The 20,738-nt window shown below is 61.1% G+C and carries 15 protein-coding genes and 3 tRNA genes; 10 read left to right on the plus strand and 8 right to left on the minus strand.

The features are described from left to right. Positions 1–66: 66 nt before the first annotated feature. On the plus strand, positions 67–1,194 hold the full coding sequence (gene proB / locus NBH09_RS07425) for a glutamate 5-kinase (RefSeq protein ID WP_250787579.1): 1,128 nt from the start codon (positions 67–69) through the stop codon (positions 1,192–1,194). A 209-nt stretch (positions 1,195–1,403) separates the two neighbouring features. On the opposite strand, the gene NBH09_RS07430 is transcribed toward proB, so the two are convergent. Then, complete coding sequence (locus NBH09_RS07430) at positions 1,404–2,822, minus strand: alpha/beta fold hydrolase (RefSeq protein ID WP_040359379.1); 1,419 nt, start codon at positions 2,820–2,822, stop codon at positions 1,404–1,406. 112 nt (positions 2,823–2,934) lie between these two features. Here NBH09_RS07430 and NBH09_RS07435 point away from each other — a divergent pair, with 112 nt between their 5' ends. Beyond that, positions 2,935–4,221, plus strand: a complete 1,287-nt coding sequence (locus NBH09_RS07435) for a glutamate-5-semialdehyde dehydrogenase (RefSeq protein ID WP_250787580.1) — start codon at positions 2,935–2,937, stop codon at positions 4,219–4,221. Between the two features lie 70 nt (positions 4,222–4,291). Here NBH09_RS07435 and NBH09_RS07440 read toward each other — a convergent pair whose 3' ends face one another. Together NBH09_RS07440 and NBH09_RS07445 are read right to left on the minus strand one after the other, a co-directional pair. Then, on the minus strand, positions 4,292–4,891 hold the full coding sequence (locus tag NBH09_RS07440; RefSeq protein ID WP_006235479.1) for an HD domain-containing protein: 600 nt from the start codon (positions 4,889–4,891) through the stop codon (positions 4,292–4,294). A gap of 108 nt (positions 4,892–4,999) precedes the next feature. Next, positions 5,000–5,485, minus strand: coding sequence for a CarD family transcriptional regulator (locus NBH09_RS07445; protein WP_006235480.1), 486 nt, complete (start codon positions 5,483–5,485; stop codon positions 5,000–5,002). A 342-nt stretch (positions 5,486–5,827) separates the two neighbouring features. On the opposite strand from NBH09_RS07445, the gene argS reads away from it, so the two are divergent. The 4 genes from argS to NBH09_RS07465 all read left to right on the plus strand — a co-directional run bounded on the left by argS (position 5,828) and on the right by NBH09_RS07465 (position 12,920). Next, complete coding sequence (gene argS / locus NBH09_RS07450) at positions 5,828–7,681, plus strand: arginine--tRNA ligase (protein WP_006235481.1); 1,854 nt, start codon at positions 5,828–5,830, stop codon at positions 7,679–7,681. A gap of 526 nt (positions 7,682–8,207) precedes the next feature. Continuing rightward, complete coding sequence (gene rho, locus NBH09_RS07455; RefSeq protein ID WP_250787581.1) at positions 8,208–10,751, plus strand: transcription termination factor Rho; 2,544 nt, start codon at positions 8,208–8,210, stop codon at positions 10,749–10,751. 311 nt (positions 10,752–11,062) lie between these two features. After that, on the plus strand, positions 11,063–12,463 hold the full coding sequence (locus NBH09_RS07460) for a hypothetical protein (protein ID WP_250787582.1): 1,401 nt from the start codon (positions 11,063–11,065) through the stop codon (positions 12,461–12,463). A gap of 7 nt (positions 12,464–12,470) precedes the next feature. Further along, positions 12,471–12,920, plus strand: coding sequence for a VanZ family protein (locus NBH09_RS07465; RefSeq protein WP_055310604.1), 450 nt, complete (start codon positions 12,471–12,473; stop codon positions 12,918–12,920). A gap of 114 nt (positions 12,921–13,034) precedes the next feature. On the opposite strand, the gene NBH09_RS07470 is transcribed toward NBH09_RS07465, so the two are convergent. Together NBH09_RS07470 and NBH09_RS07475 are read right to left on the minus strand one after the other, a co-directional pair. Beyond that, positions 13,035–13,925 (minus strand): ROK family protein, encoded by an 891-nt coding sequence (locus tag NBH09_RS07470; RefSeq protein ID WP_250787583.1) that lies wholly within the window; start codon positions 13,923–13,925, stop codon positions 13,035–13,037. Between the two features lie 141 nt (positions 13,926–14,066). Next, positions 14,067–15,248, minus strand: a complete 1,182-nt coding sequence (locus tag NBH09_RS07475) for a pyridoxal phosphate-dependent aminotransferase (protein ID WP_250787584.1) — start codon at positions 15,246–15,248, stop codon at positions 14,067–14,069. Between the two features lie 166 nt (positions 15,249–15,414). Here NBH09_RS07475 and NBH09_RS07480 point away from each other — a divergent pair. The 3 genes from NBH09_RS07480 to NBH09_RS07490 all read left to right on the plus strand — a co-directional run bounded on the left by NBH09_RS07480 (position 15,415) and on the right by NBH09_RS07490 (position 15,705). Then, a tRNA-His gene (locus tag NBH09_RS07480) sits at positions 15,415–15,491 on the plus strand. A gap of 22 nt (positions 15,492–15,513) precedes the next feature. After that, a tRNA-Lys gene (locus NBH09_RS07485) sits at positions 15,514–15,589 on the plus strand. Between the two features lie 43 nt (positions 15,590–15,632). Continuing rightward, positions 15,633–15,705 (plus strand) — tRNA-Lys (locus tag NBH09_RS07490). Positions 15,706–15,923: 218 nt separating this feature from the next. Here NBH09_RS07490 and NBH09_RS07495 read toward each other — a convergent pair. The 3 genes from NBH09_RS07495 to NBH09_RS07505 all read right to left on the minus strand — a co-directional run bounded on the left by NBH09_RS07495 (position 15,924) and on the right by NBH09_RS07505 (position 19,464). Continuing rightward, positions 15,924–17,450, minus strand: a complete 1,527-nt coding sequence (locus NBH09_RS07495) for an FAD-dependent oxidoreductase (protein ID WP_250787585.1) — start codon at positions 17,448–17,450, stop codon at positions 15,924–15,926. A 256-nt stretch (positions 17,451–17,706) separates the two neighbouring features. Then, on the minus strand, positions 17,707–18,711 hold the full coding sequence (locus tag NBH09_RS07500; protein WP_006235553.1) for a GGGtGRT protein: 1,005 nt from the start codon (positions 18,709–18,711) through the stop codon (positions 17,707–17,709). A gap of 18 nt (positions 18,712–18,729) precedes the next feature. Further along, positions 18,730–19,464 (minus strand): iron-sulfur cluster assembly scaffold protein, encoded by a 735-nt coding sequence (locus NBH09_RS07505; protein ID WP_006235554.1) that lies wholly within the window; start codon positions 19,462–19,464, stop codon positions 18,730–18,732. A 403-nt stretch (positions 19,465–19,867) separates the two neighbouring features. Here NBH09_RS07505 and NBH09_RS07510 point away from each other — a divergent pair, with 403 nt between their 5' ends. Beyond that, positions 19,868–20,677 (plus strand): transposase, encoded by an 810-nt coding sequence (locus NBH09_RS07510; RefSeq protein ID WP_250787586.1) that lies wholly within the window; start codon positions 19,868–19,870, stop codon positions 20,675–20,677. Positions 20,678–20,738: the final 61 nt, after the last annotated feature.

Here is a 20,738-nt window from a genome sequence, read left to right on the forward strand (position 1 = left end):
AGGGGCGAGTCACGCTCCCTTGGCCGCCAGCTCGGCCGTTCGCTGAACAGTTGATTGGTTTGACGTATGACGACTTCTTATAAAACGATGGTGGTAAAGATCGGTTCGTCCACGGTTGTGGGCACTGACGGCAAGGTCAACCGCTCCTTTATCGGCGGGCTTGCCGATCAGGCCGCAGCGCTGCACAAGCTCGGCTGGCGTCTGGTCGTGGTGAGCTCGGGCGCTATCGCCTGTGGCTATCCCGTGCTGGGCTTCGACCGCAAGCCGGTCGGCGACCTGCCGAGCCTGCAGGCTTGCGCCTCGGCTGGTCAGTGCATCATCTCGTCGGCCTACGACGAGGAGTTCCATGCGCGCGACCTGCTCACCTCGCTCGTGCTGCTCACGCGCCACGATACGGCCCGCCGCACGTCTTACCTGCACGCGCGCGACGCCCTGCTGCGCCTCGTGGAGCTTGGCGTGGTGCCGGTCGTCAACGAGAACGATACCGTTACCGTCGATGAGATTAAGTTTGGCGACAACGACACACTGGCGGCGCTTGTGAGCTGCCTGGTTTCTGCCGATCTGTGCGTGACGCTCTCGGACATCGATGGCCTCTATACTGCCAATCCGCATGAGGACCCCACGGCCGAGTTTGTTCCTGTCGTGCATAAGATCGATGCCAAGATTATTGCCTCGGCGGGCGATTCTTCCACATCGGTGGGCACGGGCGGCATGATTACCAAGATTCGCGCGAGCCGCATCCTGATGACGGCGGGCATTCAGAGCGTGATTTGCTCGGGCGAGGAGCCCGATGCGCTCGTGCGCCTCGCCCGCGGCGAGAGCGTGGGCACGCTGTTCGATCCGCCGGCGGAGCGTCTGGACATCGCACCCCGCAAGCTGTGGATCGCGCTGGGTGACAAGGCACATGGGTCGGTGACGGTTGATGACGGCGCCGCGAAGGCGCTGGTCAGCCGTGGCTCTTCCTTGCTTGCGGTGGGTATTCGCGAGGTCGATGGCCAGTTTGCCGAGGGCGATGTGCTCGATGTGTGCGATCCGAGCGGTATGGTCGTCGCCCGCGGTATCGCCGAGGCCGATTCGGACGTGCTGGAACTTGCTGCCGGTCGCCGCCAAGACCAGATTGCCAGCAACCGCCTGCTGGCAGACCTGGCCGAGAAGCCGGCGATACACAGGGATAATTTGATCGTATTTGCATAACCAATTGACGCTGCAAACGCCCCTAAGCGGCAATCTGACGTTCAATCGTCGGGCATGACCAAAAGGTCAATGCCCTCCTCTTTCACGTCACCTTGCTCGCTTAGGGGCGTTTTCGCTTTCCGTCCTCTACCTGCGGCATTGTCGTTGCCGGCACTTGTTCGGCACTTGGGGACGTTCCTTTTGTGCCGGCAGGTGGGGACACTCCTTTGTTAGAAGATCCGGCGCAGGTCTCCGCGGTTGAGTGCTTCGTCGAAGAGGTGCTTGAACACCACACTGCCGTGCAGACCGTCGTGCTCGAACTCGTTGGTCACCCAGGCATGCGAGTTGCCCACGCGGCTGAGCGTATCGAGCTGCAGGCCCGAATCCACGTACATGTCGTCGAAATACACCGCGGCCTGGAGCGGCACTTCGTTGTAGGCCAGGCGCTGCGGGTCGTAGATCTTGTCCCAGCTGGTGTCTTCCATCAGCAGGTCCATGGCGGGCTTGAAGGGCTTGAGCTCGGGCATCTGCTCGAACATCCACGGGAACATGGCCTCGCCGGTAAACATGAGCGGGCGCGCGAGGGTGTCGAACTCGGTGCGGTGAGCCTTCTCTTCAGCCGCGGCCCAGCCAATGGGCATAGTGTCACCGTCGGCGTATATGAACTCCTGCAGCGTCCAGTACAGCGGATTCGTGCGCGTGTTGGTGCGCTCGAAGGCGCGCATCAAAAAGCTGTCAGATACCGAGGCGTCGCAGGTCAGCGTGCCGTCGCCATCAACAAAAGCGTGATCGATAATCCAATGCATGCGTTCAAAGCTCGGCTTCATGCCAAAGTCGCTGCCCATGAGCTGTAGGCGCTCGACTGTCATCGGCGAGCCGTCGGGCAGCACGGGCTTCTGGGCTTCGAGCGCATCGGCCAGGGCTGCCACGCGCTCGACGTCAGCGGGGTAGCGGTCATAATACTGCTGCGTCTTGGCGGCCATGCGCGGGAAGGTGTGCGCGTAGACCTCGCTTGCGCTCGCCGGCACGTGGGGGATTCCGCCGCAGGTAAAGCTCGCCGCCACGCCCTCGGGGAAGAGCGACAGGTAGCTCAGCGTCAAAAAACCGCCGTAGCTTTGGCCGAGCGTGACCCACGGCTTGCCTCCAAAGCCCACTAGGCGCAGGTACTCAAAATCGCGCACGATGGAGCTGGCGAGGTGGCGCTTGAGGTAGTCCGCCTGCGAGCGGGCCGCATTGGCGCCTGCTGCCTCGGCGCGATCGCCCAAGGCGGCAATCGTGCGCCCGTCCACGCAGCTGCTGCGTCCGGTGCCGCGCTGGTCGGGAAGGACCACGCGGAAGTGCTTGACGGCCTCCTCGATCCAGCCGTCGCTTGTGGGCGTCAGCGGACGCGGGCTCTCGCCGCCGGGGCCGCCCTGCAAAAACAGGAGCAGTGGCAGATCGTCGTTGATGCGGTCGGGCGCGCAAACCACGCGGTAGAAGAGCTTGATGCTCTCGGGCGCGCCGGCGATGGGTGCCGGCATAGCGCCGCGGCGCATGGTGCTGCCGACGGCCAGGAGCATCGGCTCCAGGCCGCGCCAGTCAAGGGGGACGTCGATGCTGTGGTCCTCGACGTAAAGGCCGGGGACGTGGTACGAAGTGATGAGGGCCATGTGAGACTTCCGTTCGTTGCGGTGTTTCGGGTTGACCAATTCTACCGCCGCGGGCGAGGCCATGCGCAAATCGGCTACCATGGTTGCAAACTTCTAGGAGAAAGGGCCGCCCATGTCGGTCGATATAGCCACGTATGTCCACGATCTTGCCGTTGCCGCCAAGGCAGCGTCGGCCTCGCTTGCCACGGCGAGCGATGAGCAGCGCCAGGAGGCCGTGCGCGCCATGGCCGCAGCACTGCGCAACGGTGTCGACTCCATCGTCGCCGCCAACGAGCTCGATATGTCCGCTGCGCGCGATGCGGGTACCTCGGCCGGACTGCTCGATCGCCTGCTGCTGACGCCCGAGCGCGTCGAGGGCATGGCCGCCGGCCTGGGAAAGCTCGCCGAGCTGCCCGATCCCGTGGGCCGCGTGCTCGACCACCGTATACTCGCAAGCGGCGTGGACCTGACCCGCGTGAGTGTGCCACTGGGTCTGGTCGCCATAGTGTATGAGGCGCGCCCCAACGTGACGGCCGATGCCGCGGGCATCTGCATCCGCACCGGCAACGCCTGCATTCTGCGCGGCGGCTCGCTGGCCTATCACTCGTGTGCCATGATTGCCGAGCTGCTGGCCGATGCGCTCGAGGCCAAGGGCTTCCCGCGCGAGGCCGTGTCGATGATCGAGTCCACCGACCGCGAGGCCACTGGCGAGCTCATGAAGCTCCGCGGCATTGTCGACGTACTCATTCCGCGCGGCGGTGCAGGCCTGATCCAGCGCTGCGTGCGCGAGTCGCTTGTGCCGGTGATCGAGACGGGCACGGGCAACTGCCACATCTACGTGCATGAATCCGCCGACTTTGATAAGGCGCTCAACATTATCGTTAATGCCAAGACCCAGCGCGTAGGCGTGTGCAATGCCGCCGAGTCGCTGCTGGTCGACCGTGCTGTGGCCGATGCGTTTTTGCCTGCGGTCGTTGCCGTGCTGCACGACCACGGCGTGCTCATTCACGGCGACGAGGCCACGTGCGCCGCGTGCGCCGACGCCGGCTTTGTAGAGGGCGATGACTACGTCGCCGCGACTGAGGAGGACTGGGGTCGCGAGTACCTGGCGCTCGAGATGAGCGTGAAGGTCGTGGCAAACGAGGACGAGGCCATCGCGCACATCAACCGCTACGGTACCATGCATTCCGAGGCCATCATTTCCGAGGACGTGGACGCCTGCGAGCGCTTCTTGGATGCGGTCGATGCCTCGGCCGTATATGCCAACGCCAGCACGCGCTTTACCGACGGCGGCGAGTTTGGCCTGGGCGCCGAGATCGGCATCTCGACCCAAAAGCTCCACGCCCGCGGCCCCTTTGCCGCCGAGGCCCTCACCACCTACAAATACAAGCTTCGAGGCACCGGCCAGGTCCGCCCCTAGCGTCCGCGCAAACAAAAACCACCACAAAGGTGCCTTTCCCCTTTGTGGTGGTTTTAAGTGGCGCGGGCGGTTAGGCCTGGAAGGTATCGTGGTCGGGGGCGAAGGACTGCATGGCTGCGATGGTGCGGTCGAAGAGCTCAGGAAGCTCCCAGCCCAGCATCTCGGCGCCCTGCGAAATCACGTCGCGCGAGCAGCCGGCGGCAAAGCGCTTGTCCTTGAACTTCTTCTTGAGCGACTTGGTCGTAAAGTCCATAACGCTCTTGCTCGGGCGCATGATGACTGCAGCGCCGATCAGGCCGGTGAGCTCATCGCAGGCAAACAGGATCTTTTCCATCTGCAGCTCGGGCTTGGGCAGCGAGGTATTGAAGTCCGACGTGTGCGTCTGGATGGCGCGAATGAGCTCGGGAGACGCACCTTCATCCTTAAGAATCTTGGCAGCATAGATGGTGTGGTTCATGGGGTCGTCCTCATGCTCCTCCCAATCCAGGTCGTGCAGCAGACCGACGATGCCCCAAAACTCCTCGTTCTCGGGGTCGAACTCGCGCGCAAAGTAGCGCATAGTGCCCTCGACCGTCTCGCCATGGGTGATATGGAACGGGTCCTTGTTGTGCTCATTGAGCAGTTCGAACGCGCGGTCGCGGGTGATTCCGGCGGTAAGCGGCTCTGCCATAAGAGACTCCTTGTGCTCGTGGGTATCGATAAGAATGAATACTACTAGAACAAGAAAACCACCACAAAGGTGCCTGTTCCCTTTGTGGTGGTTTTTGGCGCGGATGGGTTAGTTGAGGGCGGCTTGGGCTAGGCGGGCTTCGGCGGCCTCCTCGGTGACACCAAGGGCCACGGCGAACTCCTCGATGGAGCGGCGTTTGGCCTCCTTGAGTACGCGCATGTAGTAGGAGCTGGGTTTTTTATCAGCTTCCTCGGCCTGGCGAATGCGGTGCATCATGGTCTTTGCCACGCGGACCGTCTCGGGCGCACCCAGCTTGAGCTGCTGCTTAAAGTGCGTCTCCTCAAGCGAGCTGTTGCGCTCGGTAAAGGTGTCGCACTCCAGCTCGTCATAGTGGCTCAGCAGGTGCTCGGCATCTTGCTGCGAGATGGCGGCGTGCAAACGGTCGGCCTGCGCCACGGGGTACATGAGGATCGTCTGCGCATGTCCCTGCTTGGTCTCGAGCAGTAGCATGGGCTGCGGTGTGTCGTCCCTAAAACCGACGACGGTGCAGACTCCCTGACCCGGATGAATGACGTGTTGACCGATTGAGAACATGCTACCTCCAACTTATACGAATTTACGTATGTCTAGAATAACACGCTGACGTGCGCAAACCCTTACTTTATGCAGGAAAAGCACACAACTCCGATAGGTAAGAGTATTCGATAACAGGCGCAGCTCATTCACACCTTTATGCATTTTCAACGCCTGCATAATCTGCAGGCAGACTGGCATCTTTGAGTGACTCCATACAAGCTGTAGTCAATTTTGTGCATATGCAATATCGATTGGCTTTACCCTGCGACAGTGCCCGTCGCTTGTGATAGAGTGCTACAAACTCTGGCTTTTGCCCTACGAGTGACCAAGAGCTCGGGGGCTTTAACACAAGGAGGATCTATGCCCGAGAAGATTGAAGAGCTGGTACGCGCTGCGCTTGCTGCGGCCCAGGAGGCCGGCGACCTTTCCGCATTTGAACTTGACGATTGCGCTATCGAGCGACCGGCTGACACTTCTCATGGCGAGTGGACCTCTACCATGGCCCTGAAGTCCGCCAAGCTGGCCCATTGCGCCCCGCGCAAGATCGCCGAGGCCATCGTTGCCCATATGCCCGAGGACCCCGCGATCGAGAAGGTCGAGATCGCAGGCCCCGGCTTCATCAACTTCTACCTCTCCGTTGCCGTCAAGAATGCCATCTTTGGCGAGGCTCGCGAGAAGGGCATGGACTTCGCTAAGTCCAACGTCGGTGGTGGCCTGAAGACCCAGGTCGAGTTCGTTTCCGCCAACCCCGTCGGCCCCATGCACATCGGCCACGGCCGCTGGGCCGCGCTGGGCGATTCGCTCTGCCGTGTTATGGACCACGCCGGTTACGACATCCAGCGTGAGTTCTACATCAACGACCACGGCTCTCAGATGAACACCTTCGGCAACTCCATCAGCACGCGCTATATGCAGCTTGCCGACATCATCGCCAAGCAGGGCGTGGATATCGACGAGGCTCACAAACTGCTGATTGCCGACCGCGACGCCTTTGTTGCCGACGAGAACGACGAGCATCCCGAGACTCATCCGTACCAGGATAACTTTGCCGAGACCCTTGGCAAGGACTCCTATGGCGGCGACTACATCATCGACGAGGCCGCCGAGTTCTGGCGCACTGACGGCGACAAGTGGGTCAACGCCGATCCTCAGGAGCGCATGGAGAGCTTCCGCGAGCGCGGCTATGTGAAGATGGTCGACAACATGCGCGACCTCTGCCACGCCGTCAATTGCGACTTCGATCGTTGGTACTCCGAGCGTTCGCTGTACGTGAAGGACACCGAGGGCGAGACCGCCGGCACCTCCGCCGTCGACCGCGCTTTTGAGAAGCTCGACAAGATGGGCTATCTCTACACCAAGGACGGCGCCCTGTGGTTCCGCTCCACCGACCTGGGCGATGACAAGGACCGCGTCCTGATCAAGTCCGACGGCGAGTACACCTACTTCGCCTCCGACGTTGCCTATCACTGGGATAAGTTCCAGCGCGTCGACCACGTCATCGACATCTGGGGCGCCGACCACCACGGCTACATCGAGCGTGTCCGCTGCGTCTGCGATGCCTTGGGTTACCCCGGCAAGTTCGAGGTTCTGCTGGGCCAGCTCGTCAACCTGCTGCGCAACGGCAAGCCCGTCCGTATGTCCAAGCGTAAGGGCACCATGGTGACCCTGCAGGAGCTCGTCGACGAGGTCGGCTCCGACGCTGCCCGTTACACCCTCATCTCCAAGAGCTCCAACCAGATGGTCGACTTCGATATTGAGGCCGTCAAGAAGCGCGACAACTCCAACCCGGTGTACTACGTGCAGTACGCTCACGCCCGCGTGTGCTCCATCCTGCGCCGTGCCGCTGACGTTACGCCCGAGCAGGCTGACGAGATGGGCATGAAGGCCGTCGCCGCCAAGGCCATCGGTGAGAACGTCGATTACTCGCTGCTGACCGACCCGACCGAGCTCGCCCTTTCGCGCAAGCTCAACGAGCTCACCGACCTCATCGCCAGCTGCGCTCGCGACCGCGCCCCGTTCCGTCTGACTCACTTTGCCGAGGAGCTCGCCGGCGACTTCCACAGCTTCTACGCTGCCTGTCAGGTGCTGCCGAGCGAGGGCCGTCCCGTCGACCCCGAGCTTTCGCGTGCCCGTCTGGCCGCTTGCGATGCCGTCCGTGTGACGCTCGCCCTGGTGCTCACCCTCGTTGGCGTTTCCGCGCCCGAGCAGATGTAATCTACGGGTCATTTGACCGTACAGACTTGGTTTAACTAAGCCTTGAAAGCCCGATCTCCCACGGAGGTCGGGCTTTTTGCAAACGCCGACGTATTGACGAATTTGGAACTGCTGGAAATACGAAACTATGCCGGTTTACTACGATGAAATGAGAAATTCCAACCACGCCGGCTTTTCGCAAAAAGTGCAAGGCATCTACCTGCGGTTTTAGTTCAACAAGTTTCGGAGTGGTCGCGGTTGAGCGATTCATCGTAGTAAACCGCCATAGTTTTGGCGGAGGCAGTCAGATTTGTGGGTGTTAAACCAAAAAGTGCCCCTTTTGACTAGTCGTTTAAGAGCGTTCCCAATGACTAAGTTGCAGGTGGTTGCGGTTGTGTTACACTAACGCTGCGTATATGACGCAATCATCTCGATACAGATCAATGATGTCCGTCGTTTTGAACGGAACTAGACTGTTTAGCCGCCCTGAAGGTTTATGCAGGGAGCATGTGATCACAGGGCTTGAAAAGAAAGTTGAGCAAACACTGTGTCTGATCAACAGCAAGAAAACGAAATAACGACGACGCAGACCGCTCCCGCTGCACCGGTTGCGTCGGACCAGGTCGCGGAGCCCGCGCAAGCCTCGGCTCCTGAGACGCCTAAGGCTGCTTCGACGCCTACGCCTGCAGCGGCTGAGAAGGCCGTGCCTGCAACTGGTGAGGAGGCTGCTCCGGCAAAGCCCAAGCGTACGCGCCGCACGACCAAGCCTGCTGCTGACGGCGAGGAGGTCACCAAGCCCAAGCGCCGTACCACGCGCACGACGCGCGCCAAGCGCACCGTTGCAGCTGACTCCTCGGCGCCGATTTCCGATGAGGTCGCGCAGGCACGTGCGTTGGCGCAGATTAGCGAGGCTCAGGTGGTGCGCGCCCGCCGTCGTGCTGCCGAGCGCGAGGCCGCGGCTCTGACCGAGTTTGCAGCCCCGTCTGTGCCCGAGACCCCTGCCGCCGACCAACCGACCGAGAAGCCGGCACCGCGCACACGCCGTCGCACGGCTGCTAAGGCCGAGCAGGTTGCTGAACAGGTAACCCCCGAGCTCACTGAGGCTTCGGTCCGTTCCGCGGCAGGGGAGGGCGCATCGCCAACTGAGCCCGCTGCGCCTGTCGAGGCCAGCGAAGTTCCCGTTGTCGATCCGGCTTTGCGCCCGCACCGTCGCGGTCGCAAGCCCAAGGCCTTCGTCGAGGCAGAGAAGGCCGCAGCCGCAGCCGCAGCTGCTCGGGATGCTGCGGCGACCGCCGAGTCTGCAACCGCTGCCGATGCACCCGTTCAGGATGCTGCGACTTCCGAGGCCGCTCCCGCCGATGCCGAGCCCGCCGACGTTCGCCCCGGTCGCAGCCGTCGCACTGCTGTTAAGCGCACGTCCAAGGCTAAGGCTGCCAAGAAGGGTGCGTCCGAGGATTCCGACGAGACGACCGCCGATGCATCGACTGATGCCGCCGAGCCCCAAGACGTCGAACAGCCTGCGTCCGAGAAGCCCAAGCGCGGTCGTAAGAAGTCCGCTAAGGCCAAGGCGTCCGAGCATCAGGCTGATGTCGAAGCGCAGGTCGATTCTGGCGCCGAGGCCAATGAAGCCGCTGCGGTCAATGCCGACGCCGCCGCAACCGATGCTGCCGCGCCCGCCGAGGCCGAAGACGGCACTCGTTCCAACCGTCGCCAGCACAAGCGCAACGAGGAACGCAACGAGCGCAACAACGACCGTCGCAACCGCCAGCGCGATCGCAAACAGCGCAACAAGGAGCGCAACGCCGCCCCCACCGAGCCCACGCTTTCGCGCGAGGAACTCGCGGCCATGAAGGTCGCCGAGCTGCGCGAGAAGGCCAAGGAGTTCGAGATCGAGACGACCGGCAAGAAGAAGGCCGAGCTCGTCGAGGAGATCTACACCACTGCCGCGAAGGCCGAGGGCTTCCGCGACATCAAGGGCATCCTGCAGATTCGTCCGGACAGCTCCGGTATCATCCATGCCCACGGTTACATGAAGTCCAACGACGACGCCTTCGTCCCCGCCTACCTCATCCGCTCCGCGCGTCTGCGCACGGGCGACGTCATCGAGGGCTCGCTTCGTCCTTCGCGCGGCGGCGACAAGCGCGCCGGCCTCGCCAAAATCACGACCGTCAACGGTCTAGACCCCGAGCAGATTCGCAACCGCCCCAAGTTTGGTGACCTCACCCCGGTCTATCCCAACGAGCCGCTGCGCATGGAGCACGGCAAGGACTCCATTACCGGTCGCGCCATCGACATCGTGTCGCCGATCGGCAAGGGTCAGCGTGGCCTGATCGTGTCCCCGCCCAAGGCCGGCAAGACCACGATCCTCAAGAAGATCTGCCAGTCTATCTCGATTAACAACCCCGAGGTGCACCTCATCTGCCTGCTCGTCGACGAGCGCCCCGAAGAGGTCACCGATATGCAGCGTTCCATCAAGGGCGAGGTTGTGGCGTCGACCTTCGATATGCCCGCCGACAACCACACTCGTGTGGCAGAGCTCGTCATCGAGCGCGCCAAGCGCATCGTGGAGCTGGGCGGCGATGTTGTGGTGGTGCTCGACTCCATCACGCGTCTTGCCCGCGCGTACAACTTGGCGGCGCCCGCCTCAGGCCGCATCCTTTCGGGCGGCGTCGATTCGGCGGCACTGTATCCGCCCAAGCGCTTCCTGGGCGCAGCCCGCAACATCGAGAACGGTGGCTCGCTCACCATCCTGGCCTCTGCCCTCATCGACACCGGTTCCAAGATGGACGAGGTCATCTTTGAGGAGTTCAAGGGCACCGGCAACATGGAACTCAAGCTCGACCGCGATCTTGCCGACCGCCGCATCTTCCCGGCCATCGACCCCGTTGCCTCCGGTACGCGCAACGAGGATCTGCTGGTCGACGAGCAGATGCGCCCGTTTGTCTTTGGCCTGCGTCGCATTCTTGCCGGCATGAACAACACCGAGCGCGCGGCCGCATCGTTTATCAAGGGTCTTAAGGGCACCAACACCAACCAGGAGTTCCTGGTGCGTTCGGCCAAAAAGCACAGCGACTACGAGCAGACGTTCTAGGTTGTCATCCACACGCAGCGATAGTCATCAATGCAATAAAGGGTCGGGGCTTTGAGCCTCGGCCCTTTTCTATATCGCCGCTCCGCGCTTTTTTGACCATAAGACTGGCAAGCAGCAGGTTTCCCGTTTCAATCCGACATCGTCGCTTGCAATCGACAGGGCGGTTTCGCATAATAGCTTTTAAGCTTCGCGACGGAAAACGCAGATGAAACGAACCATATACCGTTGCTTTGGGGCATAGCCCCGCTTCATCTTCTCTCGCGCAGCCAACTGAATGATGCGATTTGGGTGCTGGAAGATGGGGAGAGCTCATGGCTTCTTCTGATGCAACACAACGAGCAGTCCTTGCCGGACTTTCGTGCGGGATCGGCCTTGCCGCTCCCGTGGTTATGTATGCCGCGACGCTGCCGTTTTCGTCGGTGAACGAGACGGTCGTGGCGGGTGCGGTTCCCTTCGCCGTGGGCGCGGTGGCGGGCGTGGGTATCTATGCCGCCTCGCTGGGTATCTCCGAGTACCGTGCGCAGCGTGAAGAGCGTCTGTTCCAGCCCGATGCCATGGGCGGTGCCGCCAATCTCAATCAGCATCAAAGCGAGTTCAAGACCGCCTCGATTCCAGCTCAGCAGCAGGATGCGACTCCTTACGCTGCGACTTCTGCTTCTCAGGCTCAGGCGGAGCAGTCTACCTCGGCATTCCTTTCCGGCCTGACTGGTGCGTTCCAGCGCCGTCATGCCGATGATGGTGTCCCTACCATCGCTCGAGCCGCAGATGCCATGGACGAGGACGAGGCTTGGTCCATGATCGACAGTATGCTCGACGACGATTCGCCGGTGAGCTGCGACCCTGCACACTCGCGCGACGTCTATCAAGTCGCCATCGACGAGCTCACCAACGGCGGGCAGACCGGCTCCTTCAATCGCGACGACATCGCCGCCGCGGCACGCGCCGTGTCTGGTTCCCAGGCCGCCCCTGCGGGCAGCACGGCGGCTTTCGTGGCACTCGTTGCCAACGCGGCAGCCAATAACGCCTACAACGCTACCTCGGCGGACGCGAACGCTTCTGCCGACAATTCGTACGTTGATGAAGCCATGACTGCGGACGAGGAGGCCGTTGCCGCCCGCCGTGCCGCCGAAAGCTCGTTGTGGGGCGCTCCTGCCCAGCAGCAGGCGGCTGAGGCTGCGCCGTACAATGCAAACCTCGCCAGCATGCCTATCATCTCCGGTGCCGTGGACATCGATCTCGATGACCTCGATGAGCCTGCAGCCATCACCGCATCGATTGATGCCCAAGATCGCATCGACACCGGCGACCTTCCGGACGCCTCGCTCGAGGTTGATGTTCCCATGGCCGATTACTCGTGCCACGAGGACATGTGGGCCGCCGCCACCGCGATTCTGGATGAGATTGACGAGCCTGCTCCTGTTGCAGCCCCCGCTCCCGTCGCTGCCCCTCAGCCTGCTGCCCCCGCCTATGTCGGCCGTCACAGTGCTGTGTTCCCCGAGGATACTGCCCGTATCTCGCGTGAGAGCATCGAGCGGGCCGAGGCTATTGCCGCCGGCATTATGGAAAACCGTCGTCACGAGCGCGTCAATCAGATCCTCGAGGAAGAGATCGAGCGCCTGCAGTCCTCAACTGCCAAGCGTACGGGCCGTGCCTATCTGAGCGTTATCGAGGGCGGTACCGCCAGCTTCGCGCCGCTCCGCGCGGAGGCATAACTTCTGCATGGCTAAGATCAATCGAAAATGGGCGGTTGTAACCTGCCTGATGGCGCTCTTGATCTGGGGCAATTCGCTGGTTCCCGGCTCGGGGTCGGGCTCGCTGAGCCTAACGGTCATGGAAGCTATCCGCGGTTTCCTGCACAGCGTGGGACTTCCATATGAATGGGTGACCAACTTTGTTGTTCGCAAGTGCGCGCATTTTACCGAGTATATGGTGCTCGGCATCTTGGCAACGCACGCCTTTGATTTTGAGGGCCGGCGCACCTTTGACGTGCTGCTGCCCACGGCGGTGTTCCTGCTGTTGATTCCCTCAATCGACGAGACGATTCAGCTCTTTGTGCCGGGACGCGCCGGCATGATCACCGATGTGATGATCGACTGCTGTGGAGCGGCAACGGGCGTTGTGCTCCGATATCTCTTACGGTCGCTGATGTGCGCCAAAAAGGCCGCCTAGGACGTATTGTTTGGTCCTAGGCGGCCTTTTTTATTTGAGGGCTTATATGAGGCGTGGTGACGTCGTTCCGTAGGTCGGATTTGCCGGGCGCGCCACGCCCTGTGGGTGCGTCTGCTACTGAAGCGCCTGTGCGCCCAGGGCCAGGCAGCCCATGATGCCCTGCTTGCCCTCGAGGCTGTTGTTGACAATGTAGGTATCGATGTCGTTGACCTCGGGCGTGACGATATAGCCGTTGAGCATCTCGGCACACTTCTTGCGTGCGAGCGGCACGATGGGGGTGTGGTCGGCCACGCCGCCGCCGATGATGATCTTTTGCGGCGCGTAGCACAGCGTGTAGGTCATGAGTGCCTGTGCCAGATAGCCGGCGAGCAGGTCCATGGCCTCCGGGTCATCGGCCATGTCTCCGGCGCTCTTGCCATCCCAGCGCTTTTTAACGCCGGGGCCGGCAATGAGGCCCTCTAGGCAGTTGTCGTGGAAGGGGCAGGCGCTGTGCTCGCCAATGGTGTCGCGCGGGTCGCGCGTGACCAGGATGTGGCCAGCCTCGGGATGCATCATGCCGTGCACGAGCTTACCGCCCGAGAGCACGCCGGCGCCCACGCCGGTGCCGATGGTCAGATACACAACGTCAGTGAGGCCCTGGGCGCAACCAAAGGTGACCTCGCCCAGGCAGGCGACGTTGACGTCGGTGTCGTAGCCGCAGGGAATATTGAGCTCGTTTTGGATGGTGCCCAGCAGATCAAAGTAGCGCCATGCCGTTTTGGGCGTCTCCAGGATCTTGCCGTATTGGGGCGAGGCAGGGTTGACTGCGGTGGGGCCAAAGGCGCCGATGCCCAGCGCGGCGATGCCCTTGTTCGCAAACCACGCGTTGACGGCCTCGACGGTCTCCTGCGGGGTCGTGGTCGCGATCTGCTCGCGCTCCAGGACCGTACCGTCTGCATAGCCCGTGGCGCAGACCATCTTGGTGCCGCCGGCCTCGAGCGCTCCGATAAGCTGCTGTTCTGCCATAGTATTCCTCTCTCTGGGACGAGTTGCTCCGTGACTAAAGTATAGAGCTCTAAACCATTTAAGAAAGCGCTATAAAAAGAAGCCTCGCAACGCGGCGGGCGGTGCGAGGCTTCTTTGGTTGCTTTAGTTGCCGGGCCGTCCTTACCCGCGCGGCTTGATTTTATCACGTAACGACTTGAGGTTCTCCAGCGCCGCGTTAAGCGTCTCGTCTCGCTTGGCAAAGTGGAAACGAATCAGATGGTTGACGGGCTCGCGGAAGAAGCTCGAGCCGGGCACGGCGCCCACGCCCACCTTGGATGCGAGGTCCTCGCAGAATTCGAGGTCGCTGTCATAGCCAAACTCAGAGATGTCCATCATGACGTAGTAGGCGCCCTGCGGCACGTTATGCTCAAGACCGATGCTATCGAGCCCCTGGCAGAACAGGTCGCGTTTGGCGGTGTAGAGGTCGAGGACCTCATCGTAATAGCTGTCGTCGAAGTTGAGGGCGGTGACAACGGCTTCCTGCAGGGGAGCGGCGGCACCCACGGTGAGAAAGTCGTGGACCTTCTTGATACGCTCGGTGATCTGGGCCGGGGCGATGGTGTAGCCCAAGCGCCAACCGGTGATGGAGTACGTCTTAGACAGCGAGCTGCAGCTGATGGTTCGCTCGAACATGCCGGGCAGCGTGGCCATATAGACGTGCTCGTGGGGCGCATAGACGATGTGCTCGTATACCTCGTCGGTAATGCAGTAGGCGTCGTACTTTTTGCAGAGGTCGGCGATGAAGGTGAGCTCCTCGCGCGTAAAGACCTTGCCGCAAGGGTTGGAAGGGTTGCACAGGACGATGGCCTTGGGGTCGTTGTCGCGGAAGGCTGCCTCGAGCGTCTCGCGGTCAAAGTCGAATGTGGGCGGGTTGAGCGGCACATAGATGGGCTCGGCACCCGAGAGAATGGTGTCAGCGCCGTAGTTCTCGTAGAACGGCGAGAAGATGACGACCTTGTCGCCGGGGTTTGTGACCGTCATCATGGCGGCCATCATGGCCTCAGTTGAGCCGCAGGTGATCACGATGTTCTCATTGGGGTTGATCGGCATGCCCATAAAATGCTCCTGCTTGGCAGCAAGCGCCTCGCGCATGGCCAGGGAGCCCCAGGTGATGGAGTACTGATGGTAGAGCGGCTTGGGGTCGGTGGCGATGGTGCCCAGGCTATTGAGCAGCTGCGCCGGAGGATCGAAGTCAGGGAAGCCCTGCGAGAGGTTGACGGCGCCGTACTTATTGGAGATGCGCGTCATGCGGCGGATGACCGAATCGGTAAATGTCGCCGTGCGGTTGGAGAGTTCTTTCATGCTTGTCCTTTCGAGCATTTGCAGTGGGGCAAGTTTACTCCTATGAAACCGGTGGGAAATGCTCGAAATGGATCCGAAAAACTCTTTTCAAAATTCTTGAAAATTGGGGCTTGCATCGCGTGGCGTTCCTTGCAATAATAGTCGAGCGCGAAGCGCATAGGACACGGTGGGTGTAGCTCAGTTGGCTAGAGCGACGGGTTGTGGTCCCGTAGGTCGAGGGTTCGAGTCCCTTTACCCACCCCAGTTCTTGCTTTGTGTTGATATCGGGTCGTTAGCTCAGTTGGTAGAGCAGGGGACTCTTAATCCCAAGGTCCAGGGTTCGAACCCCTGACGGCCCACCACACGATATCTCCTCTAAAGTCCGTCACAACGGACTTTAGCTTTGGGTCGTTAGCTCAGTTGGTAGAGCAGGGGACTCTTAATCCCAAGGTCCAGGGTTCGACCCCCTGACGGCCCACCCAAAGATTGTTAAAGCGACTGGCTTAGGCTGGTCGCTTTTTTGTTAACCTCACATGGGGTCGAACCCGTCGGGGCGCGAAGTTGGGGAAACTGCATCGTGATTCCCTTAGGGAAACACGGCTAAAGCCCCATAAACGTGCTCTCCTTATGAGAATTATGCTCACGGGGCTCGATGCATGTTGAGAAGTTGTGCTCAAACTCAAAGTGAGAATCGATTTAGTCTGCTCGATAGTGCGATCCGAGACTTTCGGTTCGCTTACGCATGGCTTTGATCATTTCCTGTGCTAGTTGAATCTGCGATTGCAGGCGGGCGAGGGCTGCGACTTCGCTGTCCTGGGCTTTCTGTGTGCTCAAGGTCGTTGCCTCTGTCTTCAAGCCCTCAAGCTCGTGTAGTGCCTCGGATAGGCCCGTCTCTGTGCGGTTGATCATGCAATAGGTGCTCATCGTGTGCTTAAGGCTGTGTGTCAGGCGTTCGGCATCTGCTGTAGCTATGCCATGCTGGGGGAGGGCGATATCCGCCTTCAGGGCTGTCTCAGGCTCTTTCTGCGCTGCAAGGGCTGCCGATGTGCCTGCGATGCGCCCGAACACGATGCCGTTGGCGCTTGACAAGCCACCAATGCGGTCGGCGCCGTGCATGCCGCCTGTCGCCTCGCCGCAAGCGTAGAGGCCCTCAACGCCCGTGTGCGCGGTCTTATCGATCTTGATGCCGCCGTTAGCGGCGTGGGCATACATCGCAACGCGCATCTCGTCAGTCGGGGCGATGCCGTGCTCGTCTTGCAGCCAGGTGGCAAAGGTCTGCACAAACTCTGGGACATCCTCGCGGGGGAAGTCGTAGTGGAGTGCCAGGCCTTCGACACCTGCCTGATCGATGACGAGATCGATAGCGCGGGAGGCCAAGCGTGACGTGAAGGGACCATATCCAGAGCGCTGCTCGAGCAGGTCGTCCAGCTTGTCGTCGGCAATATCTACCGGCTGGTCTACGTGCACGTAGCGCCAGGTTTTCTCATTGAAGACCAAGTTACGTCTGGGCTCGATGAAGCCGGGCATCATCTGCATGAACTCTATATTAGTAAGTGTTGCGCCGTGCGCCAGCGCGATGGCCTGCGAGGAACTGAGCACATCAGCCGACGTAAGGCTGCGCTCGAACAGGCCGCCTGTGCCACCGGCTGCGATGACCGTGGCCTTGGCAGCAAAGGGCACGATTCGATTTTCGGTAAGGTCGTAGAGTACGGTTCCGGTTATTCTGCCGTTCGTGTCCTCAACAAGGTCGATAAGCTCATGGCGGGGGAGCAGGCGAATGCCGAGCGACTCGATCCAGGTCGTCAGAGCGTCCTCAAGGGGCTTGCGGGTGAGGCCGAGCCACATGCGCGTCTTGTGGTCAAAGCAGGGGATAAATTGCTTTTGTTGAGCACTCTTGGCGCTTTGCGGACGCTGGAGCTCAACGCCCAGGTCTTGCTCGAGCCAGTCAATCGCTTGGGGAATGCCGTGGACGAACGTTTGGACGAGTTCGGGGTCGGCAACGCCGCCGCCGACGGCCAGGATGGTGTCGATGAGGTCCTGCTCGTCGTCTTCGTCGACGGGACCGATGAGGCCGAGGCCCCAGGTACCCGGGAAGAAGCTCGCTCCACTCATGGTCTTGCCGGCGCTTGCCACAGTGACGGTTGCACCCGTGCGTGCCGCTTCGATGGCGGCACAAAGGCCCGCAATGCCAGATCCAATTACCAGTACATCAGTCGATTCCATCGGATTCCTTTCTCGTCCGGCGCATTGTCGCACGGGTGATCGGCAATGGGGCCGCAAAGACCCGGCAAATCGGTAAAGGGCAAATATGGCAGGTGGGCGTCATGGACGCTCTGACGCTCCATCTCATCACATCTTGCATTTCGCCCCAGCTGATATATCGGCATTAGCTACCCTGCGCCAGCGCAAACAAAAAGAGCCGCTACCTCGAAAGGTAGCGGCTCCAAAGCTCAACTATATGAGCATCGCGCGGGCGCGATTAGGCCTTGAGGGCCTCCTCGACGGCGACAGCGCAGGCGACGGTGGCACCGACCATGGGGTTGTTGCCCATGCCGATGAGACCCATCATGTCGACGTGCGCAGGCACGGAGGAAGAACCGGCGAACTGGGCGTCGGAGTGCATACGGCCCATGGTGTCGGTCATGCCGTAAGAGGCAGGGCCGGCGCCCATGTTGTCCGGGTGCAGGGTACGGCCAGTGCCGCCACCAGAAGCGACGGAGAAGTACTTCTTGCCAGCCTCGAGGCGCTCCTTCTTGTAGGTGCCAGCGACGGGGTGCTGGAAGCGCGTGGGGTTGGTGGAGTTACCGGTGATCGAGATGTCGACGTTCTCGTGCCACATGATGGCAACGCCCTCGCGGACGTCGTCGGCGCCGTAGCAGTTGACGGCGGCGCGGGGACCATCGGAGTAGGGGATGGTCTCGACGACCTTGAGCTCGCCCGTGAAGTAGTCGAACTGGGTCTTCACGTAGGTGAAGCCGTTGATGCGGGCGATGATCTGAGCAGCGTCCTTGCCCAGACCGTTGAGGATGACGCGCAGCGGCTTCTTGCGAGCCTTGTTGGCGTTCAGAGCCAGGCCGATAGCACCCTCAGCGGCAGCGAAGGACTCGTGACCGGCCAGGAAGGCGAAGCACTCGGTGTCGTCGGAGAGCAGCATAGCGCCCAGGTTGCCGTGGCCCAGACCGACCTTGCGGTCCTCGGCGACGGAGCCGGGAACGGTGAAGGCCTGGATGCCCTCGCCGATGATGGCGGCAGCCTCAGAAGCGGACTTGGCGCCACGCTTGACAGCGAGAGCGCAACCGAGGGTGTAGGCCCACTCGGCGTTCTGGAAGGCGATGGACTGGGTGTTGTTGACGATCTCACGCGGGTTGAAGCCCTTGTCGGTGCAGATCTGCAGAGCTTCCTCGAGGGAGGCGATGCCGTTGTCGGCGAGGCACTTGTTGATCTTGTCAGCGCGGCGCTCGTAACCTTCGAACGTAACAGTCATAGTTATTTCCCTCCCTTTCTACTCGTGAACCGGGAACACGCTGGCGACGGAGTGAGTCTCCTCGTCGGTGCGCGGGTCGATGTACTTGGCAGCGTTCTCCCACTGACCATAGTGGCCCATAGCGCCAGCGATGGCCTCCTCGGGGGTCTTGCCGGCCTTGACAGCGTCGGTGAACTTGCCGAGGTTCAGGAACTCGAACGCGATGATCTCGTTCTTGTCGTTGAGAGCCATGCGGGTGACGTAGCCCTGAGCGAGCTCGAGGTAACGAGCGCCCTTGGCCTTGGTGCCGAACATGGTGCCGACCTGAGAGCGAAGGCCCTTGCCGAGGTCGTCGAGGGAGGCGCCCACGGGCAGGCCGCCCTCGGAGAACGCGGTCTGGCTGCGGCCGTAAACGATCTGCAGGAAGATCTCGCGCATAGCAACGTTGATGGCGTCGCAGACAAGGTCGGTGTTGAGGGCCTCGAGGATGGTCTTACCGGGAAGGATCTCGGAAGCCATGGCGGCAGAGTGGGTCATGCCCGAGCAGCCGATGGTCTCAACGAGGGCCTCCTCGATGATGCCGTCCTTGACGTTCAGCGTGAGCTTGCAGGCGCCTTGCTGAGGTGCGCACCAACCCACACCGTGCGTAAGACCGGAGATGTCGGAAATCTCCTTAGCCTGGACCCACTTGCCCTCCTCGGGGATGGGTGCGGGGCCGTGGTATGCACCCTTGGCAACGGGGCACATGTTCTCCACTTCCTGTGAGTACTGCATGCCTCTCCTCTCTATCGTGTTGGCGTCCCGTCTGGGGGCCGTGGCTGGCGATTGCCGGGCGACCCTTCGAAAGGGACATGACATGCAGCCCTTATAATACCGCGAAATGCACGGAATATTCGGCGAACGGCTCAGTTTTCGTAGCGAGAAGTCCGGAAGTTTTAATTGAAACGGTTTAACTCTATGTTCTGTGGTCGCGAACTTCCGTAGAGGGGGTCCGTCTTGGGCAAGCTATTGGTCAGCTCTTGTAAGCATTGCGGGGGTTGACCTGTTGCAACGGTGCCGTTCGCCGCCTGATTACTGCCTTTGGCCGCGCGAGTGTATTGTTTTGCGTGAATGTTTTGATGGCACGCTTCAATCGTGCTGTATTGGATGGCAAGCAGATCCCGGCGAAGGGAGCGCCATGCAGCGCGTTTGGAGAACGGTTACCGGCTTTTACCATGTCTGTGCCCGCGGTACGGGCAAGCGGCTCATCTTTGAGGGCGATGACGACCGGTGGGAGTTTTTGGAGCTGATGCGCAAGTGCTGCCGCGAGGAGGGCGTGACGGTTATCGCCTGGTGCCTTATGGGCAATCACGTGCATTTGGTGCTTGCAGATTACGAGGACAGGATGAGCGCGGCGATGCACCGTCTGCTTTTGACGTACGCGCGGCGGTTCAATAAACGCACGGGGCGCACAGGCCATCTGTTCCAGAACCGTTTTGACCGGCGTTCGCTCGATACCGATTGGCAGGTGATGGAGGCTATTCGCTCCGTACACGCCGGTCCGCAGGAGGTGGGCATCAGTCTCATTGAGCGTTATCCCTGGAGCAGCTTTGCGGAGCATTTGTGCGCTTACGACGGTGACGCGGCCGATGTCGCGAGGGGATTTTCTGATCCTTCTTGCGTGCTTGAGCTTTTTGGTTCTGCCGAGGGCTTTATTGCCTATTCGCTTTCGGCGCCCGACGGCAGTGAGCCAGCGCTGTGCGATATGAAAGAGACGGAGTGGGAACGCCACGCCTTTGCCAACAAGTTGGCGAAGGAGCTAGGGGTTCCGCTCAACGGGGTTAAAACTGTACCACCGGCGCAGCGCGATACCGTTATTGTTGGATTGAACAATGCCGGCTTTACAGTGCGTCAGATTGAGCGGTATACCGGGATTGGCAAAAGTACCGTCTCTCGTATCGTGCGCACTTATGCTCAGGTGGACGCGCAGGTCGAGGGATCGAAATAAAGGCAGAAAAGAAAATGGCCGAACCGCTCTTAGTCAAGCGATTCGGCCAACGAAATTCTTA

It is taken from the genome of Collinsella sp. BG-O-102 (genome assembly GCF_023656745.1).
GTDB lineage: Bacteria > Actinomycetota > Coriobacteriia > Coriobacteriales > Coriobacteriaceae > Collinsella.